The 20,990-nt window shown below is 70.9% G+C and carries 22 protein-coding genes and 1 tRNA gene; 10 read left to right on the top strand and 13 right to left on the bottom strand.

Annotated features, from left to right (window positions below):
* Positions 1–83 precede the first annotated feature (83 nt).
* On the top strand, positions 84–290 hold the full coding sequence (locus OG509_RS14405; RefSeq protein WP_406182980.1) for a cold-shock protein: 207 nt from the start codon (positions 84–86) through the stop codon (positions 288–290).
* 12 nt (positions 291–302) lie between these two features.
* Here the strand turns inward: OG509_RS14405 and OG509_RS14400 are convergent, their stop codons facing one another.
* Complete coding sequence (locus tag OG509_RS14400) at positions 303–848, bottom strand: hypothetical protein (protein WP_406182979.1); 546 nt, start codon at positions 846–848, stop codon at positions 303–305.
* Positions 849–927: 79 nt separating this feature from the next.
* Between OG509_RS14400 and OG509_RS14395 the strand changes: the two genes are divergently transcribed.
* From OG509_RS14395 to OG509_RS14380, 4 genes are all read left to right on the top strand, one after another.
* Positions 928–1,617 (top strand): response regulator transcription factor, encoded by a 690-nt coding sequence (locus OG509_RS14395; protein ID WP_030161684.1) that lies wholly within the window; start codon positions 928–930, stop codon positions 1,615–1,617.
* On the top strand, positions 1,614–3,002 hold the full coding sequence (locus OG509_RS14390; RefSeq protein ID WP_406182978.1) for a sensor histidine kinase: 1,389 nt from the start codon (positions 1,614–1,616) through the stop codon (positions 3,000–3,002). The genes OG509_RS14395 and OG509_RS14390 overlap by 4 nt, the downstream gene beginning before the upstream one ends.
* 62 nt (positions 3,003–3,064) lie before the next feature.
* Positions 3,065–3,739 carry an NADPH-dependent F420 reductase gene (locus tag OG509_RS14385; protein WP_406182977.1) on the top strand — a complete coding sequence of 225 codons (675 nt, stop codon included), beginning with the start codon at positions 3,065–3,067 and terminating at the stop codon, positions 3,737–3,739.
* A 101-nt stretch (positions 3,740–3,840) separates the two neighbouring features.
* A complete protein-coding gene (locus tag OG509_RS14380; RefSeq protein WP_406182976.1) occupies positions 3,841–4,143 on the top strand; it encodes a DUF3303 family protein in 303 nt (100 codons plus the stop codon).
* Positions 4,144–4,265: 122 nt separating this feature from the next.
* Here the strand turns inward: OG509_RS14380 and OG509_RS14375 are convergent, their stop codons facing one another.
* Positions 4,266–4,772, bottom strand: coding sequence for a MarR family winged helix-turn-helix transcriptional regulator (locus OG509_RS14375; protein ID WP_406182975.1), 507 nt, complete (start codon positions 4,770–4,772; stop codon positions 4,266–4,268).
* 80 nt (positions 4,773–4,852) lie between these two features.
* Between OG509_RS14375 and OG509_RS14370 the strand changes: the two genes are divergently transcribed.
* On the top strand, positions 4,853–5,719 hold the full coding sequence (locus OG509_RS14370; protein WP_406182974.1) for an NAD(P)H-binding protein: 867 nt from the start codon (positions 4,853–4,855) through the stop codon (positions 5,717–5,719).
* Between the two features lie 9 nt (positions 5,720–5,728).
* Positions 5,729–6,346, top strand: coding sequence for a hypothetical protein (locus tag OG509_RS14365; RefSeq protein WP_406182973.1), 618 nt, complete (start codon positions 5,729–5,731; stop codon positions 6,344–6,346).
* Between the two features lie 55 nt (positions 6,347–6,401).
* Here the strand turns inward: OG509_RS14365 and OG509_RS14360 are convergent.
* From OG509_RS14360 to OG509_RS14345, 4 genes are all read right to left on the bottom strand, one after another.
* Positions 6,402–6,474: transfer RNA gene (locus OG509_RS14360), tRNA-His, on the bottom strand.
* A 106-nt stretch (positions 6,475–6,580) separates the two neighbouring features.
* Positions 6,581–7,183, bottom strand: a complete 603-nt coding sequence (gene orn, locus OG509_RS14355; RefSeq protein ID WP_406182972.1) for an oligoribonuclease — start codon at positions 7,181–7,183, stop codon at positions 6,581–6,583.
* A 92-nt stretch (positions 7,184–7,275) separates the two neighbouring features.
* Positions 7,276–8,448: a helix-turn-helix domain-containing protein gene (locus tag OG509_RS14350; RefSeq protein WP_385579483.1), complete on the bottom strand. Its 1,173-nt coding sequence runs from the start codon at positions 8,446–8,448 to the stop codon at positions 7,276–7,278.
* Positions 8,449–8,822: 374 nt separating this feature from the next.
* Positions 8,823–9,143 carry a hypothetical protein gene (locus OG509_RS14345; RefSeq protein ID WP_406182970.1) on the bottom strand — a complete coding sequence of 107 codons (321 nt, stop codon included), beginning with the start codon at positions 9,141–9,143 and terminating at the stop codon, positions 8,823–8,825.
* Between the two features lie 423 nt (positions 9,144–9,566).
* Here OG509_RS14345 and OG509_RS14340 point away from each other — a divergent pair, with 423 nt between their 5' ends.
* Together OG509_RS14340 and OG509_RS14335 are read left to right on the top strand one after the other, a co-directional pair.
* The gene (locus OG509_RS14340) at positions 9,567–10,097 is read left to right on the top strand and encodes a universal stress protein (protein ID WP_406182969.1); all 531 of its coding nucleotides are present in this window, start codon (positions 9,567–9,569) and stop codon (positions 10,095–10,097) included.
* Between the two features lie 99 nt (positions 10,098–10,196).
* Entirely contained in the window at positions 10,197–10,766 is a 570-nt protein-coding gene (locus tag OG509_RS14335; protein ID WP_385579475.1) for a GPR1/FUN34/YaaH family transporter, read from the top strand.
* A gap of 95 nt (positions 10,767–10,861) precedes the next feature.
* On the opposite strand, the gene glmS is transcribed toward OG509_RS14335, so the two are convergent.
* From glmS to OG509_RS14320, 3 genes are all read right to left on the bottom strand, one after another.
* Positions 10,862–12,679: a glutamine--fructose-6-phosphate transaminase (isomerizing) gene (gene glmS, locus OG509_RS14330; protein WP_403736693.1), complete on the bottom strand. Its 1,818-nt coding sequence runs from the start codon at positions 12,677–12,679 to the stop codon at positions 10,862–10,864.
* A gap of 77 nt (positions 12,680–12,756) precedes the next feature.
* Entirely contained in the window at positions 12,757–13,032 is a 276-nt protein-coding gene (locus OG509_RS14325) for a hypothetical protein (RefSeq protein WP_030008735.1), read from the bottom strand.
* Between the two features lie 120 nt (positions 13,033–13,152).
* On the bottom strand, positions 13,153–14,061 hold the full coding sequence (locus OG509_RS14320) for a DUF4429 domain-containing protein (protein WP_406182966.1): 909 nt from the start codon (positions 14,059–14,061) through the stop codon (positions 13,153–13,155).
* 51 nt (positions 14,062–14,112) lie between these two features.
* On the opposite strand from OG509_RS14320, the gene OG509_RS14315 reads away from it, so the two are divergent.
* A complete protein-coding gene (locus OG509_RS14315; protein WP_406182965.1) occupies positions 14,113–15,696 on the top strand; it encodes a beta-N-acetylhexosaminidase in 1,584 nt (527 codons plus the stop codon).
* A gap of 58 nt (positions 15,697–15,754) precedes the next feature.
* Here the strand turns inward: OG509_RS14315 and OG509_RS14310 are convergent, their stop codons facing one another.
* From OG509_RS14310 to OG509_RS14295, 4 genes are read right to left on the bottom strand one after another with little or no spacing between them, the layout of a single operon-like run.
* A complete protein-coding gene (locus tag OG509_RS14310) occupies positions 15,755–17,566 on the bottom strand; it encodes an IucA/IucC family protein (protein ID WP_406182964.1) in 1,812 nt (603 codons plus the stop codon).
* Positions 17,563–18,150 (bottom strand): GNAT family N-acetyltransferase, encoded by a 588-nt coding sequence (locus tag OG509_RS14305; RefSeq protein ID WP_406182963.1) that lies wholly within the window; start codon positions 18,148–18,150, stop codon positions 17,563–17,565. Before OG509_RS14305 ends, OG509_RS14310 begins: the two co-directional genes overlap by 4 nt.
* A complete protein-coding gene (locus OG509_RS14300) occupies positions 18,147–19,448 on the bottom strand; it encodes a lysine N(6)-hydroxylase/L-ornithine N(5)-oxygenase family protein (protein WP_406182961.1) in 1,302 nt (433 codons plus the stop codon). The genes OG509_RS14305 and OG509_RS14300 overlap by 4 nt, the downstream gene beginning before the upstream one ends.
* A complete protein-coding gene (locus tag OG509_RS14295; protein WP_406182960.1) occupies positions 19,432–20,922 on the bottom strand; it encodes a pyridoxal phosphate-dependent decarboxylase family protein in 1,491 nt (496 codons plus the stop codon). Before OG509_RS14295 ends, OG509_RS14300 begins: the two co-directional genes overlap by 17 nt.
* Between the last annotated feature and the right edge of the window lie 68 nt (positions 20,923–20,990).

The raw sequence follows: 20,990 nt of genomic DNA, 5'->3' as shown, positions 1-20,990 counted from the left end.
GAACACCCCGCGGGCGGGTATGTCTGCGAGTCGAACGCCCCGCCGGGGCGAGCGGGCATCCGCAAGGCAAGGGAGACAGGGACATGGCCAACGGCACCGTCAAGTGGTTCAACGCCGAGAAGGGTTTCGGGTTCATCGCGCCCGAGGACGGCAGCGCGGACGTGTTCGCGCACTACAGCGAGATCCAGGGGTCCGGATTCAAGGAGCTCCAGGAGAACCAGAGGGTCCAGTTCGACGTCAGCATGGGCTCGAAGGGGCCGCAGGCGACGAACATCACCGTCCTGGTCTGACGCACGACAGGCCTAGCGCTCGTACGTCTCCACCATCGGCGGGTGGTCGTTCCAGGTGCAGAAGACCGACATCTCCCGGCCCGCCTTCGTGAAGGTGACCCGGATCCAGTACGGCTGCTTCCACACCTGCATCTGCCAGCCGGCGTCCGGCGTCGCCGAGACCAGCTCGGCCGAGGACGTACCGAGGTCGAAGACCACACGGCCACCCGTGACCGGATAGGCCTTCACGTCGCCCTGGTCCCCGCCGTCGCCCCGCTGCTCGTCCTGGCGCGGGCTCGGCGGGGCCGCCTTCTGCGGGGGCTTCGAGGAGGAGGCGCCGGCGGAGGGCGAAGCCGAGGGGGAGGCGGCGGACGGGGACGGCGCGTCCGAGGCCGGCGGAGGCGAGGGCGCCGCCGCGCGGTGCGTCGAGGAGGACAGCGGCTGCGTGGTGAGCGGCACCGCCAGCGGCGGATCGTAGGCCGTTCCGGACATGACCGTGTGCACGCCCCACCAGGACAGCGTCACCGCCGCCCCGGTGGCCAGCGTCCAGGCAAGTGCGTGAACAAGTCCTCGGTGCATCAGGGCACATACTGCACCACCGGTCCAGGAGGCGGCCCGACACCCCGCGCGGTCCCCCGAATGGACTACGGTGCGGGCCATGGCAAGTGTGCTCGTGGTCGAGGACGACCAGTTCGTACGTTCCGCCCTGATCCGGCACCTGACCGAGGCCTCGCACACCGTGCGGAGCGTCGGTACGGCCCTGGAGGCGCTGCGCGAGGTCGCCCACCACCGGTTCGACGTGGTCATCCTCGACCTCGGGCTGCCCGACCTCGACGGGTCGGAGGCGCTGAAGATGCTGCGCGGCATCACCGACGTACCTGTGATCATCGCCACCGCGCGCGACGACGAGGCCGAGATCGTCCGGCTCCTCAACGACGGCGCCGACGACTACCTGACCAAGCCCTTCTCCGTGGAGCACCTCTCCGCCCGGATGTCCGCCGTCCTGCGCCGCGCCCGCGCGGCCGCCGGGGCAGAGCCGCCCTCGCGCGTGCTGCGGGTGGGCGGGCTGGCCATCGATCCGCTGCGGCGCCAGGCCGAGCTGGACGGGGCCGTACTCGACCTCACGCGGCGGGAGTTCGACCTGCTGGCCTTCCTCGCCGGGCGGCCCGGGGTGGTCGTGGCCCGGCGCGAGCTGCTCGCCGAGGTCTGGCAGCAGTCGTACGGGGACGACCAGACGATCGACGTGCACCTGTCCTGGTTGCGCCGCAAGCTGGGCGAAACGGCCGCGCGGCCGCGGTACCTGCACACCCTGCGGGGGGTCGGCGTCAAACTGGAGCCGCCCCAGTGAGATGGGCGCTGGTCAAGGTGTGCCTCGCGGTCACGGCCATGGTGGTCGTGGCCTTCGCCGTACCGCTCGGGCTCGTCGTCCAGGAGATGGCCAGCGACCGGGCCTTCTCCAACGCCGAGCGGCAGGCCGCCACGATCGGCCCGACCCTGTCCATCACCACCGACCCGGGGCAGCTGCGCAAGGCCGTCGAGTCCACGCAGATGGGCGCGGCCCGGCGGATGGCGGTCCACGTGCCGGCGATCGGCGGCGGCGCGCCGGCGGAGATCGGCACCACGCGGGCCGGGGCGCACGCCGTGGAGGAGACCCGGCGGATGGGGCGGGCCATGACGGCCCCGCTGTCCGGGGGCGGTTCGGCGCTGCTCCAGCCGACCGCCCTGGGCTCGGGGGACATCGCCGTCGTGGAGATCTTCGTACCGGAGAGCGAGGTCAGCAACGGCGTCGCGACGGCCTGGGTGGTCCTCGCGGGCGTGGGACTGGCGCTGATCGTGGGCTCGGTGGCGGTCGCCGACCGGCTCGGCGCCCGGCTGGTGCGGCCGGCCGAGCGGCTCGCGGACGCCGCGCACCAGCTGGGCGAGGGCCGGCTGGGGGCGCGGGTGCCGGAGGACGGGCCGAAGGAACTCCGTTCGGCGGCCGTCGCGTTCAACTCGATGGCGGACCAGGTGGTGGAACTCCTCGCCAACGAGCGGGAGCTGGCCGCCGACCTCTCGCACCGGCTGCGGACGCCGCTGACGGTGCTGCGGCTCAACGCGGCCTCGCTCGGTGACGGGCCGGCCGCGGAGCAGACCCGGGCGGCGGTGGAGCAGCTGGAACGGGAGGTCGACACGATCATCCGTACCGCCCGTGAACAGCGCGCGCCGGCGTCCGCGGCGGGCGGCGGGGCCGGGGCGGGCTGCGACGCCTCGGAGGTGATCCGCGACCGGATGGCCTTCTGGTCGGCGCTGGCGGAGGACGAGGGCCGCGAGGTGCGGCTCGCGGGCGTGGACCGTACGGTACGGCTCCCGGTCGCCAGGCCGGAGCTCGCGGCCGCGCTCGACGCCCTGCTCGGCAACGTGTTCCGGCACACCCCGGAGGGCACCCCGTTCGCGGTGGACGTCCACGACGCGGGGGACGCGGTCATCGTGCTCGTCTCGGACGCGGGCCCCGGGATCGCCGATCCGGACGCGGCGCTGCGGCGCGGCAACGACGGCGGACGGGACGGTTCGACGGGGCTCGGGCTGGACATCGTGCGCCGGGTCGCGGAATCGACGGGCGGCGACGTGCGGATCGGGCGCTCGATGCTCGGCGGGACCGAGGTCAGGGTGTGGATCGCCCTGGACGACCGGGCGCGGGGCGGGTCGGGCGGCGTACGGACGCGCCGGGTAAGCCGGCGCAAGCGGCGCGGCTGACGCGTACCGTACGGGGTTGTTGGTCGTCCTTCGTCCCTTCCCCCAACGGAATGGAACCGGTCATGCGCTACGCAGTCCTCGGCACCGGCATCGTCGGCCGTACGGTGGCCGCCCGCCTCCTCTCGCTCGGGCACGAGGTGGTCATCGGCACCCGGGACCCCGAGGCCACCCTCGCCCGTGCCGAGTACGCCGAATGGCAGGAGGCCCACCCGCGGGTCGGCCTCGCCCCGTTCCCCGATGCCGCCCGGCAGGGGGACGTCCTGGTCAACGCCACCGGCGGGCAGGTCAGCGTCGCCGCCCTGACGGAGGCGGACGCCGCGCACCTGGACGGCAAGGTGCTGATCGACATCGCCAACCCGCTGGACTTCTCGCGGGGGTTCCCGCCCACCCTCGACCCGGTGAACGACGACAGCCTGGGAGAGCTGCTCCAGCGGACGTTCCCGGGGCTGCGGGTGGTCAAGACGCTGAACACGATGAACTGCCGTGTCATGGTCGAACCGGCGCGGGTGCCGGGCGAGCACACCGTGTTCCTGTCGGGCGAGGACGCCGACGCCAAGAAGTCCGTACGCGAACTGCTGTACTCCTTCGGCTGGCCGGAGGCGAGCGTCCTCGACCTCGGCGGCATCGAGTCGGCGCGCGGGACGGAGATGCTCCTGCCCATCTGGCTCCGTCTGATGGGGACGCTCGGGCACGCGGACTTCAACTTCCAGATCCAGGGCGCGGTGGCGGGCGACTGAGCGCTTCCCGGGGCCGGGCCGGAGCCGGGCCCGGATGGGCGAGGAGATGTTGCCGGTCCCGGTGGCCCGGCCGAGTGTGGGCCTGACGGAAGGAGTCAGGCATGAGAGTCATGCTCCGCGCTCATATCGACACACAGGCCGGCAATGAGGCCATCAAGACCGGCGCCATGCCCCAGGCCATGAAGAAGCTCATGGACAAGGTCAAGCCGGAAGCCGCGTACTTCGGCCCCTCCCAGGGCGTCCGGACCTGCTGGATGGTCTTCGACATGCAGGACAGCGCGGAGATGCCGCCGCTGCTCGAAGGCCTGTTCGCGGAGCTGAATGCCGAGATCGAGATCAGCCCGGTGATGAACGCGGACGAACTGGCGAAGGGGCTGTCGCGGCTGACGAGCGCGCAGCGCTGAGCGCTCGTCAGCCGGTGCCCTTGGCCGGCGCCCTAAACCGGTGCCGGTATCCGGTGCCCGTAGTCGGTCGGTGGCCGCCCCGCGAGCAGCGCGGAGGCGGCCGCCGGCGCGTGTACGGGGGCTCAGCCGCCGGAGTTCAGGCGCTGGGCCTGGGCCCGGCCGACCTCGGCGGCGCGGTGCAGGTAGTCGGCGATGACGGCGAGTTCGGAGTCGGAGTAGCTCTCCAGGACGGCGCCGAAGGCCCGGCCGGGGGTGTCCCAGGCCTCGCCGATCCGCCGGCGGGCCTCGGGGGCGAGGGCGACGAGGGAGCGGCGCCGGTCGTGGGGGTCGGCGAGCCGCTCGACGATGCCGGCCTTGACCAGCCGGTCGACGAGGCGGGTGGCGGAGCCTGAGGTCAGGCCGGTGAGGCGGGCGATGTCCCCGGTGCTGACGGGTCCGGGTTCCATGTCGAGGAGCCCGACGCACTGCATGTCGGTGGGGTGCAGGCCGACGTGGTCGGCCATCGCCTGGGCGAAGAGCGAGTAGTCGGCGTAGTGCCGCTGGCTCTCGGTGACGATGCGCGCGAGCAGCTCGGCGCGGCTCCACTCATCGCGGGCGCGGTCACTCGAACGAGGGGAATCGGTTGACATCGGCTTCTCCATGCCTGAAATTTATCTGTGTGACGCAGAATATTTGTAGTGCAGAATCTGTGCCACGTACTCATTCTAGCGTGAACACGAACGCGAACAGGAAGCAGGAACCCGTCATGTCGATCCTCGTCACCGGTGCCCGCGGCTCCGTAGCCCGCGGTCTCGTCTCCCTCCTCGCCGCCCACGGCGTCCCCCACCGCCTCGCCTCCCGCGAGCCGGACACACCAGACACCGTCCGCTGCGATCTCGGCGATCCCGCGACCTTCCCGGGCGCCTTGGCCGGAGTCCGGTCCGTCTTCCTCTACGCCGAGGCCTCCGCCATCGACGCCTTCGTCAAGGAGGCCGTCACCGCCGGAGTCGAGCACGTCGTGCTCCTGTCCTCGTCGTCGGTGCTCGCCCCCGGCGCGGCCGGCAGCCCGCTGGCCGCCTCCCATCTCGCCGTCGAGGAGGCCCTGCTGGCCTCCCCGCTGCGCACCACCCTGCTGCGCCCCGGTTCCTTCGCGAGCAACGCCCTCGGCTGGGCCTGGTCGCTGAAGTCCGGCCGCCCGGTCCACCTGCCCTACCCGGGCGCGTACTGCGACCCGGTCCATGAGGCCGACCTCGCCGAGGCCGCGTTCGCCGTCCTCACCGACCCGGCCCTCGCCGGCCGCGCGTACCACCTGACGGGACCGCAGCCGCTGACATTCGCGACCCAGCTCGCGATACTCGGCGGGGTCCTGGGCGCCCCCATACCGTTCGAGTCCGTCACCGCCGAGCAGTGGAAGGCCGAGGTCGACGGGTACATATCCGGCCCCTACGCCGACGCGCTCCTCGACTACTGGGCGGCCAGTGACGGGCTCCCGGTCGAGATCACCGACGCCGTCGAGCACCTCACCGGCCACCCGGCCCGCACCTTCGAAACCTGGGCCCACGGCCACGCGGAGGCCTTCAGCGCCCAACATGCCTAGGGTGTCGGGATGCACAAGATCGGTATAGCGGGGAGTCCGGAGGGGGCCGCGGCCGTGCGGCCGCGGCGGACGGCGAACACGCTGTTCTGGGCCGCGCTGATTCCCACGGCGGCCACGGTGGGCGGCTTCCTCAGCCAATACCCCTACGGCATGTTGTGGGTCGGAGTCCTGATCGTCCTCGCCGCCGCGGCGGCGGGTCCGATCGTGGCGGGCTCGGCCTGGAAGCGGGCGGGCGCCGCGACCCTGGTGGGCTTCGCCGTGTTCGCGCTGGGGCTGTTCGCCGGGTCCAACCTCAACGAGACGTACCTCAAGCAGCTCGGTGAAAGCACGGGCGCGGTGGTCGTGGAGGCGGGGGAGCGGGTCAACGGCAAGGGCGACGTACGGCACTTCTGCCGGGTCCTCGACGACGCGGGAAGCCGCGCGGAGCTGGGTGACATCCAGAACTGCCACGGCCAGTTCGCGACGGGGCGGCGCGTCGTCCTCTTCAAGGACCGGCTGGGCGGCCTGGACCCGTGGATCGAGGCCACGGACAACCGCGCCGTCGACCCCGTCGGCCTGGGCATCACAGCAGGCCTCTACGCCCTGACCGCCGCGACCCTTCTCTACGCGGGCCAACGCCGCCGCTAGTCGGGGAATGCAGAGGGCCCCGATCCGCTTCCGCAGACCGGGGCCCTCTTGTCAGGGTGAGTGACGGGACTTGAACCCGCGGCCACCTGGACCACAACCAGGTGCTCTACCAACTGAGCTACACCCACCATGTCCGGTCGGAAAACCGACCGGCCGAAGAAAAGGGTACAGGGTCCGGGAGGGTGCTCGCGCCCCCCTTTCCCCCGCCCCGCCTCCGGAGGCTCCCGCCGGGTCCTATTCGGCGGACGGGGTGTGCTTGGCGGCGATCGCCCGGGCGGTGTCCGAGTCGGGCCCGGGCTGCGGGACGAAGACCGCCTCCCGGTAGTACCGCAGCTCGGCGATGGACTCCTTGATGTCCGCGAGCGCCCGATGGTTGCCGTTCTTCGGCGGACTGTTGAAATACGCCCGCGGGTACCAGCGGCGCGCCAGCTCCTTGACCGAGGACACGTCCACGATCCGGTAGTGCAGGTGGCTCTCCAGCGCGGGCATGTCGCGCAGCAGGAATCCGCGGTCGGTACCGACCGAGTTTCCGCAGAGCGGCGCCTTGCGGGGCTCCTTCACGTGTTCCCGTACGTATGCCAGGACCTGCGCCTCGGCGTCCGCGAGGGTGATCCCGCCGGCCAGCTCGTCGAGCAGTCCGGAGGCGGTGTGCATCTCGCGCACCACGTCGGGCATGGTCTCCAGGGCCGCGTCCGGCGGGCGGATCACGAGGTCCACGCCTTCGCCGAGCACGTTGAGCTCCGAGTCGGTGACCAGTGCGGCCACCTCGATAAGTGCGTCGTCCGTCAACGAGAGCCCGGTCATCTCGCAGTCGATCCACACCATGCGATCGTTCATGCGGCCCAGCTTATGCGGATTACGCGGAAGGTCCCCCGCTTCGGTGGTGACCGATGCGGGGGACCTCCGTCAGGCAGTGCCCGTGGCGGGAGCTACGCGTGCTCGCGCAGGACCCGGTTCGGGGCGTACAGCTCCGTCACCGTCGGGCCGGCCGCGGCCAGCGCGGCCGCCGCCCGCTGGGGCTGCGGGGTGCGCTGGTGCGGCACCGGGCTCCCCGGCATCTCGGTGACCTGGGACACGTCGGCCTGCGGCCGGCGCGCCCGGTAGGCCGAGCGGTAGGCCGCCGGGGAGGACCCCAGCTGCCGCCGGAAGTGCCCGCGCAGGGCGACCGGCGAGCGGAACCCGCAGCGTCCGGCGACCTCGTCGACCGAGTAGTCGGAGGTCTCCAGCAGCCGCTGGGCCTGGAGCACCCGCTGGGTGATCAGCCACTGGAGCGGCGCGCTGCCGGTCAGCGAGCGGAACCGGCGGTCGAACGTGCGCCGGCTCATGTACGCGCGGGCCGCGAGCGTCTCCACGTCGAACTGCTCGTGGAGGTGCTCCAGGGCCCAGGCGACGACTTCGGCCAGCGGGTCGGCGCCGATCTCCTCCGGCAGCGACCGATCGAGATAGCGCTCCTGGCCGCCCGTGCGGCGCGGCGGGACGACGAGCCGGCGGGCCAGTGCCCCGGCCGCCTCGCTGCCGTGGTCCGTGCGCACGATGTGCAGGCACAGGTCGATTCCGGCCGCGGTGCCCGCGGACGTGAGCACGTCACCGTCGTCGACGAACAGCTCGCGCGGATCGACATGGACGGACGGGTACCGCTTGGCCAGCGTCGGCGCGTACATCCAGTGCGTCGTGGCGGGCCTGCCGTCCAGCAGACCGGCGGCGGCGAGCACGAAGGCCCCCGTGCACAGTCCGACGATCCGGGCGCCCTCCTCGTGCGCCAGACGCAGTGCGTCGAGCGCCTCCGGAGGCGGTGGTGAAGTGATCGAGCGCCAGGCCGGAACGACGACCGTGCCTGCCCGGGCGATCGCCTCCAGCCCGTACGGCGCGGTGAGCTCGAGTCCGCCGGTGGTCCGCAGCGGACCGTCCTCCCCGGCGCAGACGAGCAGTCGATAGCGTGGAACTCCCGCGTCCTGCCGGTCGATGCCGAACACGGAAAGTGGAATGGAGCTCTCGAAGATCGGGCCGCCGCTGAACAGCAGCACCGCGACGATCTCCCTGCGGCGACGCCCCGCGAGCTTCCTGCCGGCGTCCGCGACGACGGCGGTGGAATCCTGGCTCATGGCTAAGCCCCCCTTGGGTGTCGCGACTCCTTGGTCTGGTCGCACCTGCACGTTTCCCCTCGGCCTTGCACGTGGATCCCCCGCCGTAAATACATGATCGAATCTACTGCGTCCCGTGGTGTCGGCGTGACAAGTTCAGCACGCAGCGCTATGTCGACTTGGCAACTTGGCGAAAAGCATTCGATCAGGAAGCCTTCCACTCCGCTACCGGAGTGGGAAGCTCGCCCTCCGGCCATGGCCAGTACCCGTAGGGTCTCGGAGCCCCCCTGGCTCTGTCGTCGCTGGTGGTAGGGGGGTTGAGGGGGCATTCCGGCAAGACCGGCACTGTGCCGGGAACTTGGCTGAAAACATGCGGGTGTGGGTGTGCGAATCAGTCAGTCCTCTGAGGAGATTCCACCGACCGTGTGGCAGCCGCGGCCCCCGGACCCGCTCCCGGCGCGCGAATGCCGGCGGCGCCTGCCCGGCGGCAGCCGGTCCTCCGTCAGAATCAGGGCGGCCCGCTCCGCCTTCTCCGAGTAACGCAGCATCGCCCGGCACACCGCAGTGACCGCGACCAGCCCGAGGGTCGCGACGGCGACCCCGCCGAAGGAGGTTCCGTACACGACGAGCACCACGGGCACGAGCAGGCAACTGAAGGCGGCCCAGCGGACCACGTCACCCGCGGGGTCGTCATGGGGGCGTCTCGTCGGGCGCACGGACGGGTGAACGGTCGGCTGAGCGGGCTGGACGGGGTGAACCGGATGGCCGGGCACGGCGTGCTCCCTGCGGGCTCTTCCTGGACGGTCGGACGCCTGTCCAACGGCGCGCGGCCGGGCTCGGTCACTGCGCGCACGGGTGGCGCGCGAGTGGCTGGTGCGGCAACTCGTCACTGGCTGTAGGGGACAGCGGCCATTGCCAAGGAGCCCTCGCTCCGGCATGCTCCCTGGGACGCTCTCCAAGGGCGGCATGCCCTGTGCAGGATAGGAGTGTCGCCGTACCCTGGTGGGTAAGGGCTTGGGAAGATGCTTCCCGGACAGAGCTCCGTCACCCAGAGTCGTCGTTTTTTCAATCGTCGCATCCGCTCATAGCCGCCACGCCGCCTTGTCCCTTCCCCCGAGGACCTCTTCGCCGAGACATCCATGGCCGGTCACGAACTCCCCGAACCCGCGGACCGCAAGCGCAAACCGCTCGCCGACCACACATCGAGCGACCTGCGCGCGGCGGAACAGACACGTCAGCCCTGCGACCCGGCCTTCCGGCACGGGGTCGTGGTGGGGTTCGACGGCTCCACGTCCAGTGAGCGCGCCCTGGCGTACGCGATCGGGATGGCCCGCCGCTCCGGATCCGGCCTGATCATCGTGCACGTGGCCAACCGGCTGCCCACCACCGTGTGGGCCGGCTGCGAGCCGCCCGTCTTCGTGGACGTACCGGACCACCGCACCGAGGTGCTGGGGCTGGAGCTCGCCTGCGCGGACTACCTCGCCGAGGTGCCGTGGATCCTGGTGGAGCGGGGCGGGGACATCTGCCACGAGCTGGAGGAGGTCGGCCGTGAGTACTCGGCGGACGCCATCGTCGTGGGCTCGACGCACGGGATCGTGGGCCGGATCTTCGGCTCCGTGGCGGGCCGGCTGGCCAAGCGCGCACAGCGACCGGTTGTTGTCATTCCGTAACCCACTGTACGTCGCTCGTGCGGTTGTGAACCCCCATGTAAAGGGTAGATAAATGCTGCTGGGACGCAGCAAACAACTGCAGATCGAAGGGAGCCCGCCGTGGACAATGGTGTCTCTGCGGGAAGCACGGCCTCGACTTCGACCCTCGGGAACATAGCCCTGGGTCTCACCCTTCTCGCATTCGGTATCGGCCACACCGCCGTCGTCAGCGGCGTGTCCGTCGCCAACTCCGTGTCACTCGCGACCTACGTCGGCGGTCTCGCCCTGTTCGTCCTCGGAGTCCTCGAATTCCGCGGCGGCAACGGTTTCAACGGAACGGCGTTCGCGGGCCTCGGTGCCTTCTGGTTCACCTGGGCGTCGGGGGCGGACGGAAAGGTTTCGGCACACGCCGCCGGACTGTTCCTGGTCCTCTTCGCCCTGCTCGCGCTGACCCTCACCCTGAGCGCCACGAGCGGACTGTTCGGGCAGGGCGCGTACGCCCTGCTCACCCTCTCCCTGCTGCTCCTCGCGGTCGGTTCCTTCGCCGACAGCGGCGGGCTCGCCAAGGCGGCCGGCTGGGCGGCCGCACTCTCCGGGCTGCTGTTCTGGTACGGCGCCACCGCGGCGCTGGCCCACTGGCCCACCGCACTGGGCAAGGCCTCCGGCCGCGGCGCGGTGGCCGCGGGCTGAGGCGCGTACGGAAGCGGACGTACGGAAGCGGACGCAAGGGAACGGCCCTCGGGGAATCCCCGGGGGCCGTTCTCTTGCCTGGTGAGCAGGTGCGACTACTCGACCGTGACGGACTTCGCCAGGTTGCGCGGCTTGTCGATGTCCCGGCCCAGGGCCAGGGCCGTGTGGTACGCCAGCAGCTGGAGCGGGATGCCCATCAGGATCGGGTCCAGCTCGTCCTCGTTCTTGGGCACGAGGATCGTGTGGTCGGCCTTCTCCTGCTCGCGGTGGGCGACCGCGAGGATCCGGCCGCTGCGGGCCTTGATCTCCTCCAGCGCCGCGCGGTTCTTCTCCAGCAGGTCGTCGTCGGGGACGATCGCGACCGTCGGCATCGCCGGCTCGATGAGCGCGAGCGGGCCGTGCTTGAGCTCGGAGGCCGGGTAGGCCTCGGCGTGGATGTAGGAGATCTCCTTGAGCTTGAGGGAGGCCTCCAGGGCCACCGGGTAGCCGCGGACCCGGCCGATGAACATCATCGACTTGGCCTCGGCGTACTCGGCCGCCAGCTTCTTGATGTCCTCTTCGCCTTCGAGGATCTCCTGGATCTGCGCGGGCAGCTTGCGCAGGCCCTCGATGATCCGCTTGCCGTCGGTGACCGACAGGTCCCGGATCCGGCCCAGGTGCACGGCGAGCAGCGCGAAGGCCACGACCGTGTTGGTGAAGCACTTGGTGGAGACGACGCAGACCTCGGGGCCGGCGTGCACGTACACGCCGCCGTCGGCCTCGCGGGCGATCGCGGAGCCCACCACGTTGACGACGCCGAGGACGCGGGCGCCCTTGCGCTTGAGTTCCTGCACGGCGGCCAGCACGTCGTACGTCTCACCGGACTGCGAGACGGCGATGTAGAGGGTGTCGGGGTCCACGACCGGGTTGCGGTAGCGGAACTCGGAGGCCGGCTCGGCGTCCGCGGGGATGCGGGCCATGCTCTCGATGAGGCCGGCGCCGATCAGGCCCGCGTGGTACGAGGTGCCGCAGCCCAGGATCTTGACCCGGCGGATGCCGCGCGCCTCGCGCGGGTCCAGGTTCAGGCCGCCCAGGTGCACGGTGTTGAAGCGGTCGTCGATCCGGCCGCGCAGCACGCGGTCGACCGCGTCGGGCTGCTCGGAGATCTCCTTGTGCATGTACGTGTCGTGGCCGCCCATGTCGTACGAGGCGGCCTCCCACTCCACGGTCTCCGGCGTGGCCGTGGTGGTGGCGCCGCTGGTGGTGTAGGTGCGGAAGTCGTCGGCCTTGAGGGTGGCCATCTCGCCGTCGTCGAGGGTGACGACCTGGCGGGTGTGGGCGACGAGCGCGGCGACGTCCGAGGCGACGAACATCTCCTTCTCGCCGATGCCGAGGACGACCGGCGAGCCGTTGCGGGCCACGACGATGCGGTCGGCGAAGTCGGCGTGCATGACGGCGATGCCGTACGTGCCCTCGATCGCCTTGACGGCCTCGCGGACCTTCTCCTCCAGGGTGTCGGCCTGGGAGCGCGCGATCAGGTGGACGATGACCTCGGTGTCGGTCTCCGAGACGAAGACGACCCCCTCGGACTCCAGCTTGACGCGGAGCTCGGCGGCGTTGTCGACGATGCCGTTGTGGACGACCGCGACCTTGTTCTCGGCGTCGAGGTGCGGGTGCGAGTTGATGTCGCTCGGCGCGCCGTGGGTGGCCCAGCGGGTGTGGGCGATGCCGGTGGTGCCCGCGAAGCGCTTGGGCACCCGGGACTCCAGCTCGCGGACACGGCCCTTGGCCTTGACCACCTTGAGCGCGGGGGACTTCGGGTTGTTGACGACGATGCCCGCGGAGTCGTACCCGCGGTACTCCAGTCGCTGCAGGCCTTCCAGCAGCAGCGGTGCCACGTCACGCTTGCCGATGTAACCCACGATTCCGCACATAAAGTCTTGCCCCTCCTGAAGTTCGGTTGCCCTTGCCGCTGTTGTCGCCGCGCCTGGCCGTCGGACGGCCCTGTCGCTCAGCCGTAGACGATGCGGCGCAGCTGCCGGAGCGAGAGCTCCGGCGGCGCCACGGCGCGGTGCGGCAGCTCGGCCGCGATCCGTTCGAAGATCTCCGCGTTGACCGCGCCGCCGGACTGGAGCTCACGGTGGCGGCGGCGCACGAATTCCTCGGTCGTCTCGTCGAAGTACGCGAGTACGTCGAGCACCACCCGGGCGGCCTCGCCGCGCTGCAGCGCGGTGCTGCGCACCAGGTGGTCGACGAGATCGTCATGAGACGGGCGGCGGTCGAGCACCCGTAGATACTGACTGGCCACGGCCTGGAACGCAAAGATCCTGCCCGGAATCGGGCAGGATCCCTCTGGTCCAGACCAGCGGAAGGCGCAAATCCGGTCACCGAAGGGTGGAGATAAAGGTCAGAAACGCCGCAAAACGGCCTGCTTGGCCGCGGCGAACTCCTCGGCCGTGAGGATGCCGCCCTGGTGCAGATCGCCGAGCTCGCGCAGCCGGCGCAGCAGGGCGTCGTGGTCCTCCGGGGCCGCCGGCTCGGGGGCCGAGGCCGCGAGCTCCGGCACCGGCGGGGCCTTCGACAGGGCCGGGGCGGGCTCGGCCGACGCCGCGGCGCCCCGGGGATGGGGCATCCGTACCGCCACGGCCGCCGCGACCAGCGCCATCAGCGGGTCCTTCTTGAAGCCGAACAGCTCCACCGTGTACGGGTCGTACTTGGGCGCGGGAGCCGCCGGGGCGCCCGCCAGGGTGAACCGGATCCATCCGTTGTCCAGGCCCTTCGAGGGGGACCACTCCACCGCCCGCAGGTCCGCGACCCGGAACTCGCGCGGCCCGCCGGAGCTCTTGGCCTCCTCCGTCGTCCAGTTCCAGTCCAGCGCCACCCGGTCGCCGTCGAAGGCAACCGTCCCGTCCCCCGCGGCCACCGTGATCGGCACGGCAGGCCCCGGCAGCAGGTACGCGTCCGCCGGACCGGAGTCCACCTGGTCCAGCAGCAGCGCGCCCCGGACCTCGTCCACGAAGTACTCCGCCACCCCGGTCCGGTCCGCGTCCACCGTCAGCCGGTACGGGTCGGAGGCCTCCGGCAGCCGCCCGCCCGTCACCTGGAGCAGCGGGTCCGCGCCGTCACGCAGCCTCAGCCTCAACCGGCCCGCCCTGCGCCCCGGTTCGTGGCTGACCCCGGCGAGCGCGCGCAGCGGGACGACCACCTCGCCCAGCGTCTGGCGCAGCAGCCCCACCCCCTTGTCGCGGCCGGGCACGATCCGCACCGCGTCCCCGTCGAAGGTCCATGTGCCGTCCTTCTGGATGATTTCCGCCATCCGTCGATTCTCGCACCGGCCCCGGCACGCCAGTTGGCCTATACCTGCCCTATGAGAGTCCTGCGACGCACGCTCGGCACACTCCTCGTCCTCGGCGCGGCCGTCTCCTGCGCCGCGTCCCCCGAGGCCGACGCCAGACCCGGGGACGGGCGCCCCGCCGCCCTCGCCCCCTACGCACAGCTCCTGCCGGCGCCCGCCTCCGCGCGCGCCGAAGGCCCCGGGTACGCCGTCGGCGCGGGCACCGTCATCCGTACCGGCCCGGCCGGCGGCGAGGAGGTCCGGCGGGTCGGCGAGCTCCTCGCGGAGCAGCTGCGGGGCCCCAGCGGGCTCCCGCTGCCGGTGGTCGACGGGGCCGACGGCGACGGGATCCGGCTGCGGCTCGACGAGCACGCGCAGGGGACCGGCGCCGAGGGGTACCGGCTGGAGTCCGGCTCGAACGGGGTCACGCTGACCGCCCGGACCCCGGCGGGGCTCTTCCACGCGGGGCAGACGCTGCGGCAGCTGCTGCCGGTGGCCGGTCCGGGCACGGTGCCCGGCGGCGAGATCACCGACGCGCCCCGGTTCGCGTACCGGGGGGCCATGCTGGACATCGCCCGCCACCACTTCACGGCGGAGCAGGTCAAGCGGTCCGTGGACCAGCTGGCCCAGTACAAGGTCAACACGCTGCACCTGCACCTGACCGACGACCAGGGCTGGCGGATCGCGATCGACTCCTGGCCGCGGCTGGCGGAGTACGGAGGCGGCAGCGAGGTCGGCGGCGGGCCGGGCGGGTACTGGACGAAGGACCAGTACCGGGACCTGGTGGCGTACGCGGGGGAGCGGTACGTGGACGTGGTCCCGGAGATCGACATGCCGGGGCACGTGAACGCGGCCCAGGCCTCCTACGCGGAGCTGAACTGCGAAGGCAAGGCGCGCGAGCGCTACACCGGGATCAAGGTCGGCTTCAGCTCGCTGTGCGTCGGCGAGGAGCGGACGTACGAGTTCGTCGACGACGTGCTCGGCGAGCTGGCGGAAATGACGCCGGGCCGCTACCTGCACATCGGCGGCGACGAGGCGCACTCGACGCCGGCGGCGGACTACGCGGCGTTCATGGACCGGGCCCAGCAGATCGTCGGGCGCCACGGCAAGACGGTGGTGGCCTGGCACCAGCTGGCCACGGCCCGCCCGGCACCGGGGGCGGTGCTCCAGTACTGGGGCCACGACAGGACGGCGGCCACGGAGAAGGCGGCGGTGGCCGCGGCGGCGAAGGCGGGCCACCCGCTGATCCTGTCGCCCGCGGACCGGCTGTACCTGGACATGAAGTACGACCTGACGACGAAGCCGGGTCTGGCGTGGGCGGGCTTCGTCCCGGTGCGCAGGGCCTACGACTGGGACCCGGGGACGTACCTGGCCGCGGCCGGGGTCCCGCAGTCCGCGGTCCTCGGCGTCGAGGCGCCGCTGTGGACGGAGACGATCGCGACCCGCGCGGACCTGGAGTTCATGGCCTTCCCGCGGGTCCTGGGCCTCGCGGAACTGGGCTGGAGCCCGGGCCCGCGGAACTGGACGGAGTACCGGCAGCGGGTGGCGGCGCAGGGCCCGCGGCTGGACGCCCAGGACATCACGTACTACCGGGCGCCGGACGTCCCCTGGACGTAGCCGGAGGGGCGGGTGCGCTGCCGAGGGACCGTATTCGGCAGCGCACCCACCCCATTGATCACCGTCGCGATGCGTAAGGCGCGACGGGGTTCTTGAGGGTGCCGATCAGCTGGAGGGCGGCCGCCGGGTCGGCGAGGTCCACCATCTGCTTGTTGTTGCGCAGCTGGAGCCGGTTCAGGCAGGACAGCTGGAACTCCTCGGCGAACAGGTCGTACCGCTCGAAGCGCTCCGCGAGCTGCGGCATCGACTCCTGGTAGTCGTGACCGCAGTCCGCGACCGCCCGCCAGAAGGTGTCCTCCTCGCAGATGCCCTCCGAGACGAGGATCGAGCCCAGGAAGCGGAAGAAGCAGTCGAACACGTCCGTGAAGACGGACAGCAGCTTCATGTCCTCCGGGATGTCTGCCCGGACCCGCTCGACCGCCGGCGGCAGGACCGCGTCCGGGTCCATGACCACGATCTCCTCGGCGATGTCCTTGAAGATCGCCCGCTTCACCACGCCGTTCTCGATGACGAGGATCGTGTTCTCGCCGTGCGGCATGTACGCCAGGTCGTACTGGTAGAAGCAGTGCAGCAGCGGCACCAGATAGGCCCGCAGGTAGTGGCGCAGCCACTCGGCCGGGGTCAGGCCCGATTCCTCGATGAGCGCGCCGACGAAGGACCTGCCGTCCGCGTCCACGTGGAGCAGCGAGGCCATCGTGGCCAGGCGCTCGCCCTCCTTCAGCGACTCCACCGGGGACTCGCGCCACAGGGCGGCCAGCATCTTGCGGTACGGGGAGTACCGGTCGGTGGCGCGCTCGTACTGGCGGTGGTGGTAGCCGATCGCCGCGCGCTCGCGGATGATCGAGAAGTCCACCGACCGCAGCACCTCGTCGCCCTCGATCAGCTGGTGCAGCCAGTCGTTGATCGCCGGGGTTGCCTCCATGTACGCGGCGGACAGCCCGCGCATGAAGCCCATGTTGAGCACCGAGATCGCCGTTTTGACGTAGTGCTTCTTCGGGGCGCTGGTGTTGAAGAACGTACGGATCGACTGCTGTGCGAGGTACGCGTCCGAGCCTTCGCCCAGCAGTACCAGGCGGCGGTTCGCGATCTCGGCCGCGAAGGTGACCGTGGTCTTGTTCCACCACTGCCAGGGGTGGACGGGCAGCAGGTGGTAGTCCGCCAGGTCCAGGCCCAGGGCGTCGAGCTGCGCCGCGAACCCCGCGATCGCCTCCTCGCCCAGCTCGGCGCGCATGAACGCGTCGTGGTCCAGGCCCGCGCCCGCCGTGAAGGTCGAGACGTCCTTGCGGGCCGCCACCCACACCAGGTGGACGGGGCTCGCCGTCTCCGGGGCGTACGAGAGGTACTCGTGCACGCCGAAGCCGAGGCGGCCGTTGTTGGCCACGAAGCAGGGGTGGCCCTCGGTCATGCCCGTCTCGATGTCCTGGAAGGAGGACTTCGCGAGCACGGCGGACGGGACCTGCGGCTTGGTGTACTTGAACCCCGAGCCCGCCAGCGTGGAGGAGATCTCCTCCAGGTAGACCGGCAGGACCTCCGCGCTCAGGCCCAGGGCCTCGCGCATCTCGATGTGGAAGTCGAGGGCGTCGAGCGGGAGCTCGGCGCCGTCCTTGAGGCGGATGATCGAGGCCTCGTCCACCGCCCAGTGATCCAGGGCGTGGCGGGCCGAGGTGAAGCGGTACTCGACCGAGCCGTCGTCGCTCAGGACCGAGTACCCGGTGCTGCCGGTGCCGGCGTCGGAGGCGGCGCCGCCCCGCGGCTCCGGGGTCAGCAGGCGCTCGTGCGAGAACTCCGCCAGGGCCTTGCGGACCAGCGCGCGGTTCGCGCGGGCCCACAGCTCGGGGGAGAGGTGCGAGATCGCGTCGGCGAGGCTCATATGGAGGCTCCCGTCAGGCCGGTGGCCGCCTCGAACTGCGCGCGGGTGCAGAAGCTCAGCAGGGCCGTCTTCTCGGGCTTCCGGACCGGGCCGTCGGGGACGAAGCCGACCGCCTCGTTCAGGGCGTGCACCGCCGTGTTCTCCACGTCCGGCTCCACCACGACGCGCTCGGTCCTCGGATCGGCGAACAGCGCGGCCATCACCGTGGTGATCACGGCGCGGGTGAACCCGTGCAGCGGCCGGTCGCTCGGCGCGACGAGGAAGTGCATGCCCACGTCGCCCGGCTGCGCCTCGTACAGGCCGACCAGCTCCAGCCGGCTCGGGTCGTACCTCTCCATCAGGAAGGCCGGACGGCCCTTGTGGAGGCCGATGAAGGCGTCGTGGTGCTCGTGGGCGGCGATGCGCATGTACTCGCGCTCGACGTCCGGCAGCGAGGCGTCCTGCATCATCCAGAACGAGGCCTTGGGGTGCGTGACCCAGCCGTGGAGCAGCTCCGCGTCGGCGAAGGGGTCCAGCGGGCGGATCGCGAAGCTGCCGAGGACGGCGTCGTCGCGCGTGTAGAGGTTTTCCGTGGTGGTGCTCATGCGTGGGTGCCTTCCGGGGCCGCGAACTGCTGGAACGCGATGGACTTCTCGACCTTGTAGTACTCGCGGCCGAGGAGCTCACCGACGATGTACGCGTTGCGGTACGCGGCCATGCCCAGGTCGGGCGAGGTGATGGAGTGGTTGTGCACCGTGCCGTTCTGGAGGAAGACCCCGCGGCCGGTCACGTCGATGCTGTAGTTGCGGGCCGCGTCGGGGCGACCGCGGCCGTCGAAGGCGAGGCGCTCGCGCACCGGGTTCAGGAACTCCGGCAGCGTGTACTTGTACCCCGTCGCGAGGATCAGGCCCTCGGTGGCGAGGGAGAAGTCGCGCTCCTGCTCCTCCTGGCGCAGCCCCAGGGTGTAGGCGCCCGTGGTGGTGTCGTACGCCGCGGAGTTCAGCGAGGTGTTGGTCAGCAGGGTGGTCGGGACCGGGCCCGGCGAGGTGACCTTCTTCTGGTAGAGCAGGTCGAAAATGGCGTTGATGAGCTCGCCGTCGATGCCCTTGAAGAGGTTCTTCTGCTGGGTTTCGAGCCGATAGCGGGTCTCCTCGGGCAGGGCGTGGAAGTAGTCCACGTACTCCGGCGAGGTCATCTCCAGCGTCAGCTTCGTGTACTCCAGCGGGAAGAACCGCGGGGAGCGGGTGACCCAGTTGAGCTGGTAGCCGTACACGTCGATCTCGGACAGCAGGTCGAGGTAGATCTCGGCCGCGCTCTGGCCGGAGCCGATGAGCGTGATCGACTTTTTCCGCTGGAGCTCCGCCTTGTTCTGCACGTACGCGGAGTTGTGCGTGAAGTCGCCGCCCAGGCCGGCGCAGGCCTGCGGGACGAACGGCGGGGTGCCGGTGCCCAGGACCAGGCGGCGGGCGCGGTGGGTCTCGCCGCGGTCGGTGCGGACCTCGTACACCTCGGCCCGCTCGTCGTACGTGACCTCCGTGACGGAGGTGGAGTACTGCACGTTGTCGAGGCGGTCGGCGGCCCAGCGGCAGTAGTCGTTGTACTCGGTCCGCAGCGGGTAGAAGTTCTCCCGGATGTAGAAGGAGTACAGCCGGTCCTTGTCCTTCAGGTAGTTCAGGAAGGAGAAGGGCGAGGTCGGGTCGGCCAGGGTGACCAGGTCCGACATGAACGGCGTCTGCAGGTGGGCGCCGTCCAGGAACATCCCGGCGTGCCACTCGAAGTGCGGCTTCGACTCGATGAAGAGGCCGTCGAGCTCGGCGATCGGCGCGGTCAGGCAGGCGAGTCCCAGGTTGAAGGGACCGAGGCCGATACCGATGAAGTCGTGGGGCTCAGTGGTGGACGGCAAGGGATTCTCCCAGGAACTGCTCGGCGTGTGCGGCGAGGAGGTCGAGGACGGCAGCGATGTCGGCCGTCGTGGTCTGCGGGTTGAGGAGGGTGAACTTCAGGTACTGGTCCCCGTCCACCTTGGTGCCGGCGACGACGGCCTCACCGGAGGCGAACAGTGCCTTGCGGGCGTGCAGGTTGGCCTCGTCGACGAGGTCCTTGCGCACCTCGACGCCTTCGGGACGGGGTACGTAGCGGAAGACCAGGGTGGAGATCTGCGGGCGGACGACGACCTCGAAGCGGGGATCGGCGTCGATGATGTCCCAGCCCGCGGCGGCCAGGTCGATGACCTCGTCGAAGAGCGAGCCCAGGCCGTCGGCGCCCATGGTGCGCAGGGTCATCCAGAGCTTGAGCGCGTCGAAGCGGCGCGTGGTCTGGATGGACTTGTCGACCTGGTTGGGGATCCGCTCCTCCGCCATGCGGCGGGGGTTGAGGTAGTCGGCGTGGTACGTGGCGTGCTTGAGGGTGTCGCGGTCGCGCACCAGCATCGCGCTGGAGCTGACCGGCTGGAAGAACGACTTGTGGTAGTCGACGGTGACCGAGTTCGCGTGCTCGATGCCGTCGAGCAGGTGCCGGCGGGTCGGGGAGACCAGCAGTCCGCAGCCGTACGCGGCGTCCACGTGCATCCAGGTGGAGTGCTCGGCGGTCAGGCGGGCGATCTCCGGGAGCGGGTCGATGGACCCGAAGTCGGTGGTGCCGGCGGTGGCGACGACGGCCATCGGGAACAGGCCCTCGCGGACACAGCTCTCCAGCTCCAGGGCGAGCACGGAGGTGTCCATGCGGCGGTTGCGGTCGACCGGGACGGCGATGACGGCCTCGTAGCCGAGCCCGAGCATGGCGGCCGACTTCTTGACGCTGAAGTGGCTGGCCTCGGAGGTGAAGATGCGCAGCTTCGGCAGGACTTCGGACTTCGCCGGGGGGCGCTCGCTGCGCTGCATGACCGTGCGGCAGGCCTCGTCGCGGGCCAGCAGCAGGGAGTGGAAGTTGGACTGGCTGCCGCCGGAGGTGAAGATGCCGTCCGCGTCCGGGCCGAGGCCGATGCGCTCGGCGGTCCAGTCGATCAGGCGGCGCTCGATGAGCGTGCCGCCGATGGACTGGTCCCAGGTGTCCAGGGAGGAGTTGACGGCCGACAGGACGGCCTCGCCGAGGACGGCGGGGATGACGACCGGGCAGTTGAGGTGGCCCAGGTAGCGCGGGTGGTGGAAGTACACCGCGTCGCGCAGGTAGACCTCTTCCAGCTCGTCGAGGACGGCGGCCGGGTCTTCGAGCGGCCGGTCCAGGTCGATCCCGTTGATGACCGGGGCGAGTTCGTCGACGGATATGCCGGTGTGGGGCCGTTCCGTGGTCGCGAGTTTGGCGGCGACGCGCTCGACGCCTTCCGTGACGGAACGCCGGTACAGGTCCGCGGTCGTCTCATTCAGCAGATGCGAGCGCATCAACGTTCCTCCGGGCACGGGGAGAGGGGGGTGGGGAAGACGTCTCTTAGGTTAGCCTAACCTAACTA

It is taken from the genome of Streptomyces sp. NBC_01006, assembly GCF_045162725.1.
Lineage (GTDB): Bacteria > Actinomycetota > Actinomycetes > Streptomycetales > Streptomycetaceae > Streptomyces.
This window is presented reverse-complemented; position numbering and strand designations above follow the sequence as displayed.

Excerpts from the sequence above, each read along its gene's own strand:
- OG509_RS14375 (WP_406182975.1), bottom strand. The coding sequence starts at position 4,772 with ATGTCAACCGATTCCCCTCGTTCGAGTGACCGCGCCCGCGATGAGTGG.
- OG509_RS14395 (WP_030161684.1), top strand. The coding sequence starts at position 928 with ATGGCAAGTGTGCTCGTGGTCGAGGACGACCAGTTCGTACGTTCCGCC.
- OG509_RS14405 (WP_406182980.1), top strand. The coding sequence starts at position 84 with ATGGCCAACGGCACCGTCAAGTGGTTCAACGCCGAGAAGGGTTTCGGG.
- OG509_RS14320 (WP_406182966.1), bottom strand. The coding sequence starts at position 14,061 with ATGGCGGAAATCATCCAGAAGGACGGCACATGGACCTTCGACGGGGAC.
- OG509_RS14385 (WP_406182977.1), top strand. The coding sequence starts at position 3,065 with ATGCGCTACGCAGTCCTCGGCACCGGCATCGTCGGCCGTACGGTGGCC.
- OG509_RS14380 (WP_406182976.1), top strand. The coding sequence starts at position 3,841 with ATGAGAGTCATGCTCCGCGCTCATATCGACACACAGGCCGGCAATGAG.
- OG509_RS14400 (WP_406182979.1), bottom strand. The coding sequence starts at position 848 with ATGCACCGAGGACTTGTTCACGCACTTGCCTGGACGCTGGCCACCGGG.
- OG509_RS14295 (WP_406182960.1), bottom strand. The coding sequence starts at position 20,922 with ATGCGCTCGCATCTGCTGAATGAGACGACCGCGGACCTGTACCGGCGT.
- OG509_RS14340 (WP_406182969.1), top strand. The coding sequence starts at position 9,567 with ATGGCCGGTCACGAACTCCCCGAACCCGCGGACCGCAAGCGCAAACCG.
- OG509_RS14365 (WP_406182973.1), top strand. The coding sequence starts at position 5,729 with ATGCACAAGATCGGTATAGCGGGGAGTCCGGAGGGGGCCGCGGCCGTG.
- OG509_RS14305 (WP_406182963.1), bottom strand. The coding sequence starts at position 18,150 with ATGAGCACCACCACGGAAAACCTCTACACGCGCGACGACGCCGTCCTC.
- OG509_RS14315 (WP_406182965.1), top strand. The coding sequence starts at position 14,113 with ATGAGAGTCCTGCGACGCACGCTCGGCACACTCCTCGTCCTCGGCGCG.
- orn (WP_406182972.1), bottom strand. The coding sequence starts at position 7,183 with ATGAACGATCGCATGGTGTGGATCGACTGCGAGATGACCGGGCTCTCG.
- glmS (WP_403736693.1), bottom strand. The coding sequence starts at position 12,679 with ATGTGCGGAATCGTGGGTTACATCGGCAAGCGTGACGTGGCACCGCTG.
- OG509_RS14310 (WP_406182964.1), bottom strand. The coding sequence starts at position 17,566 with ATGAGCCTCGCCGACGCGATCTCGCACCTCTCCCCCGAGCTGTGGGCC.
- OG509_RS14350 (WP_385579483.1), bottom strand. The coding sequence starts at position 8,448 with ATGAGCCAGGATTCCACCGCCGTCGTCGCGGACGCCGGCAGGAAGCTC.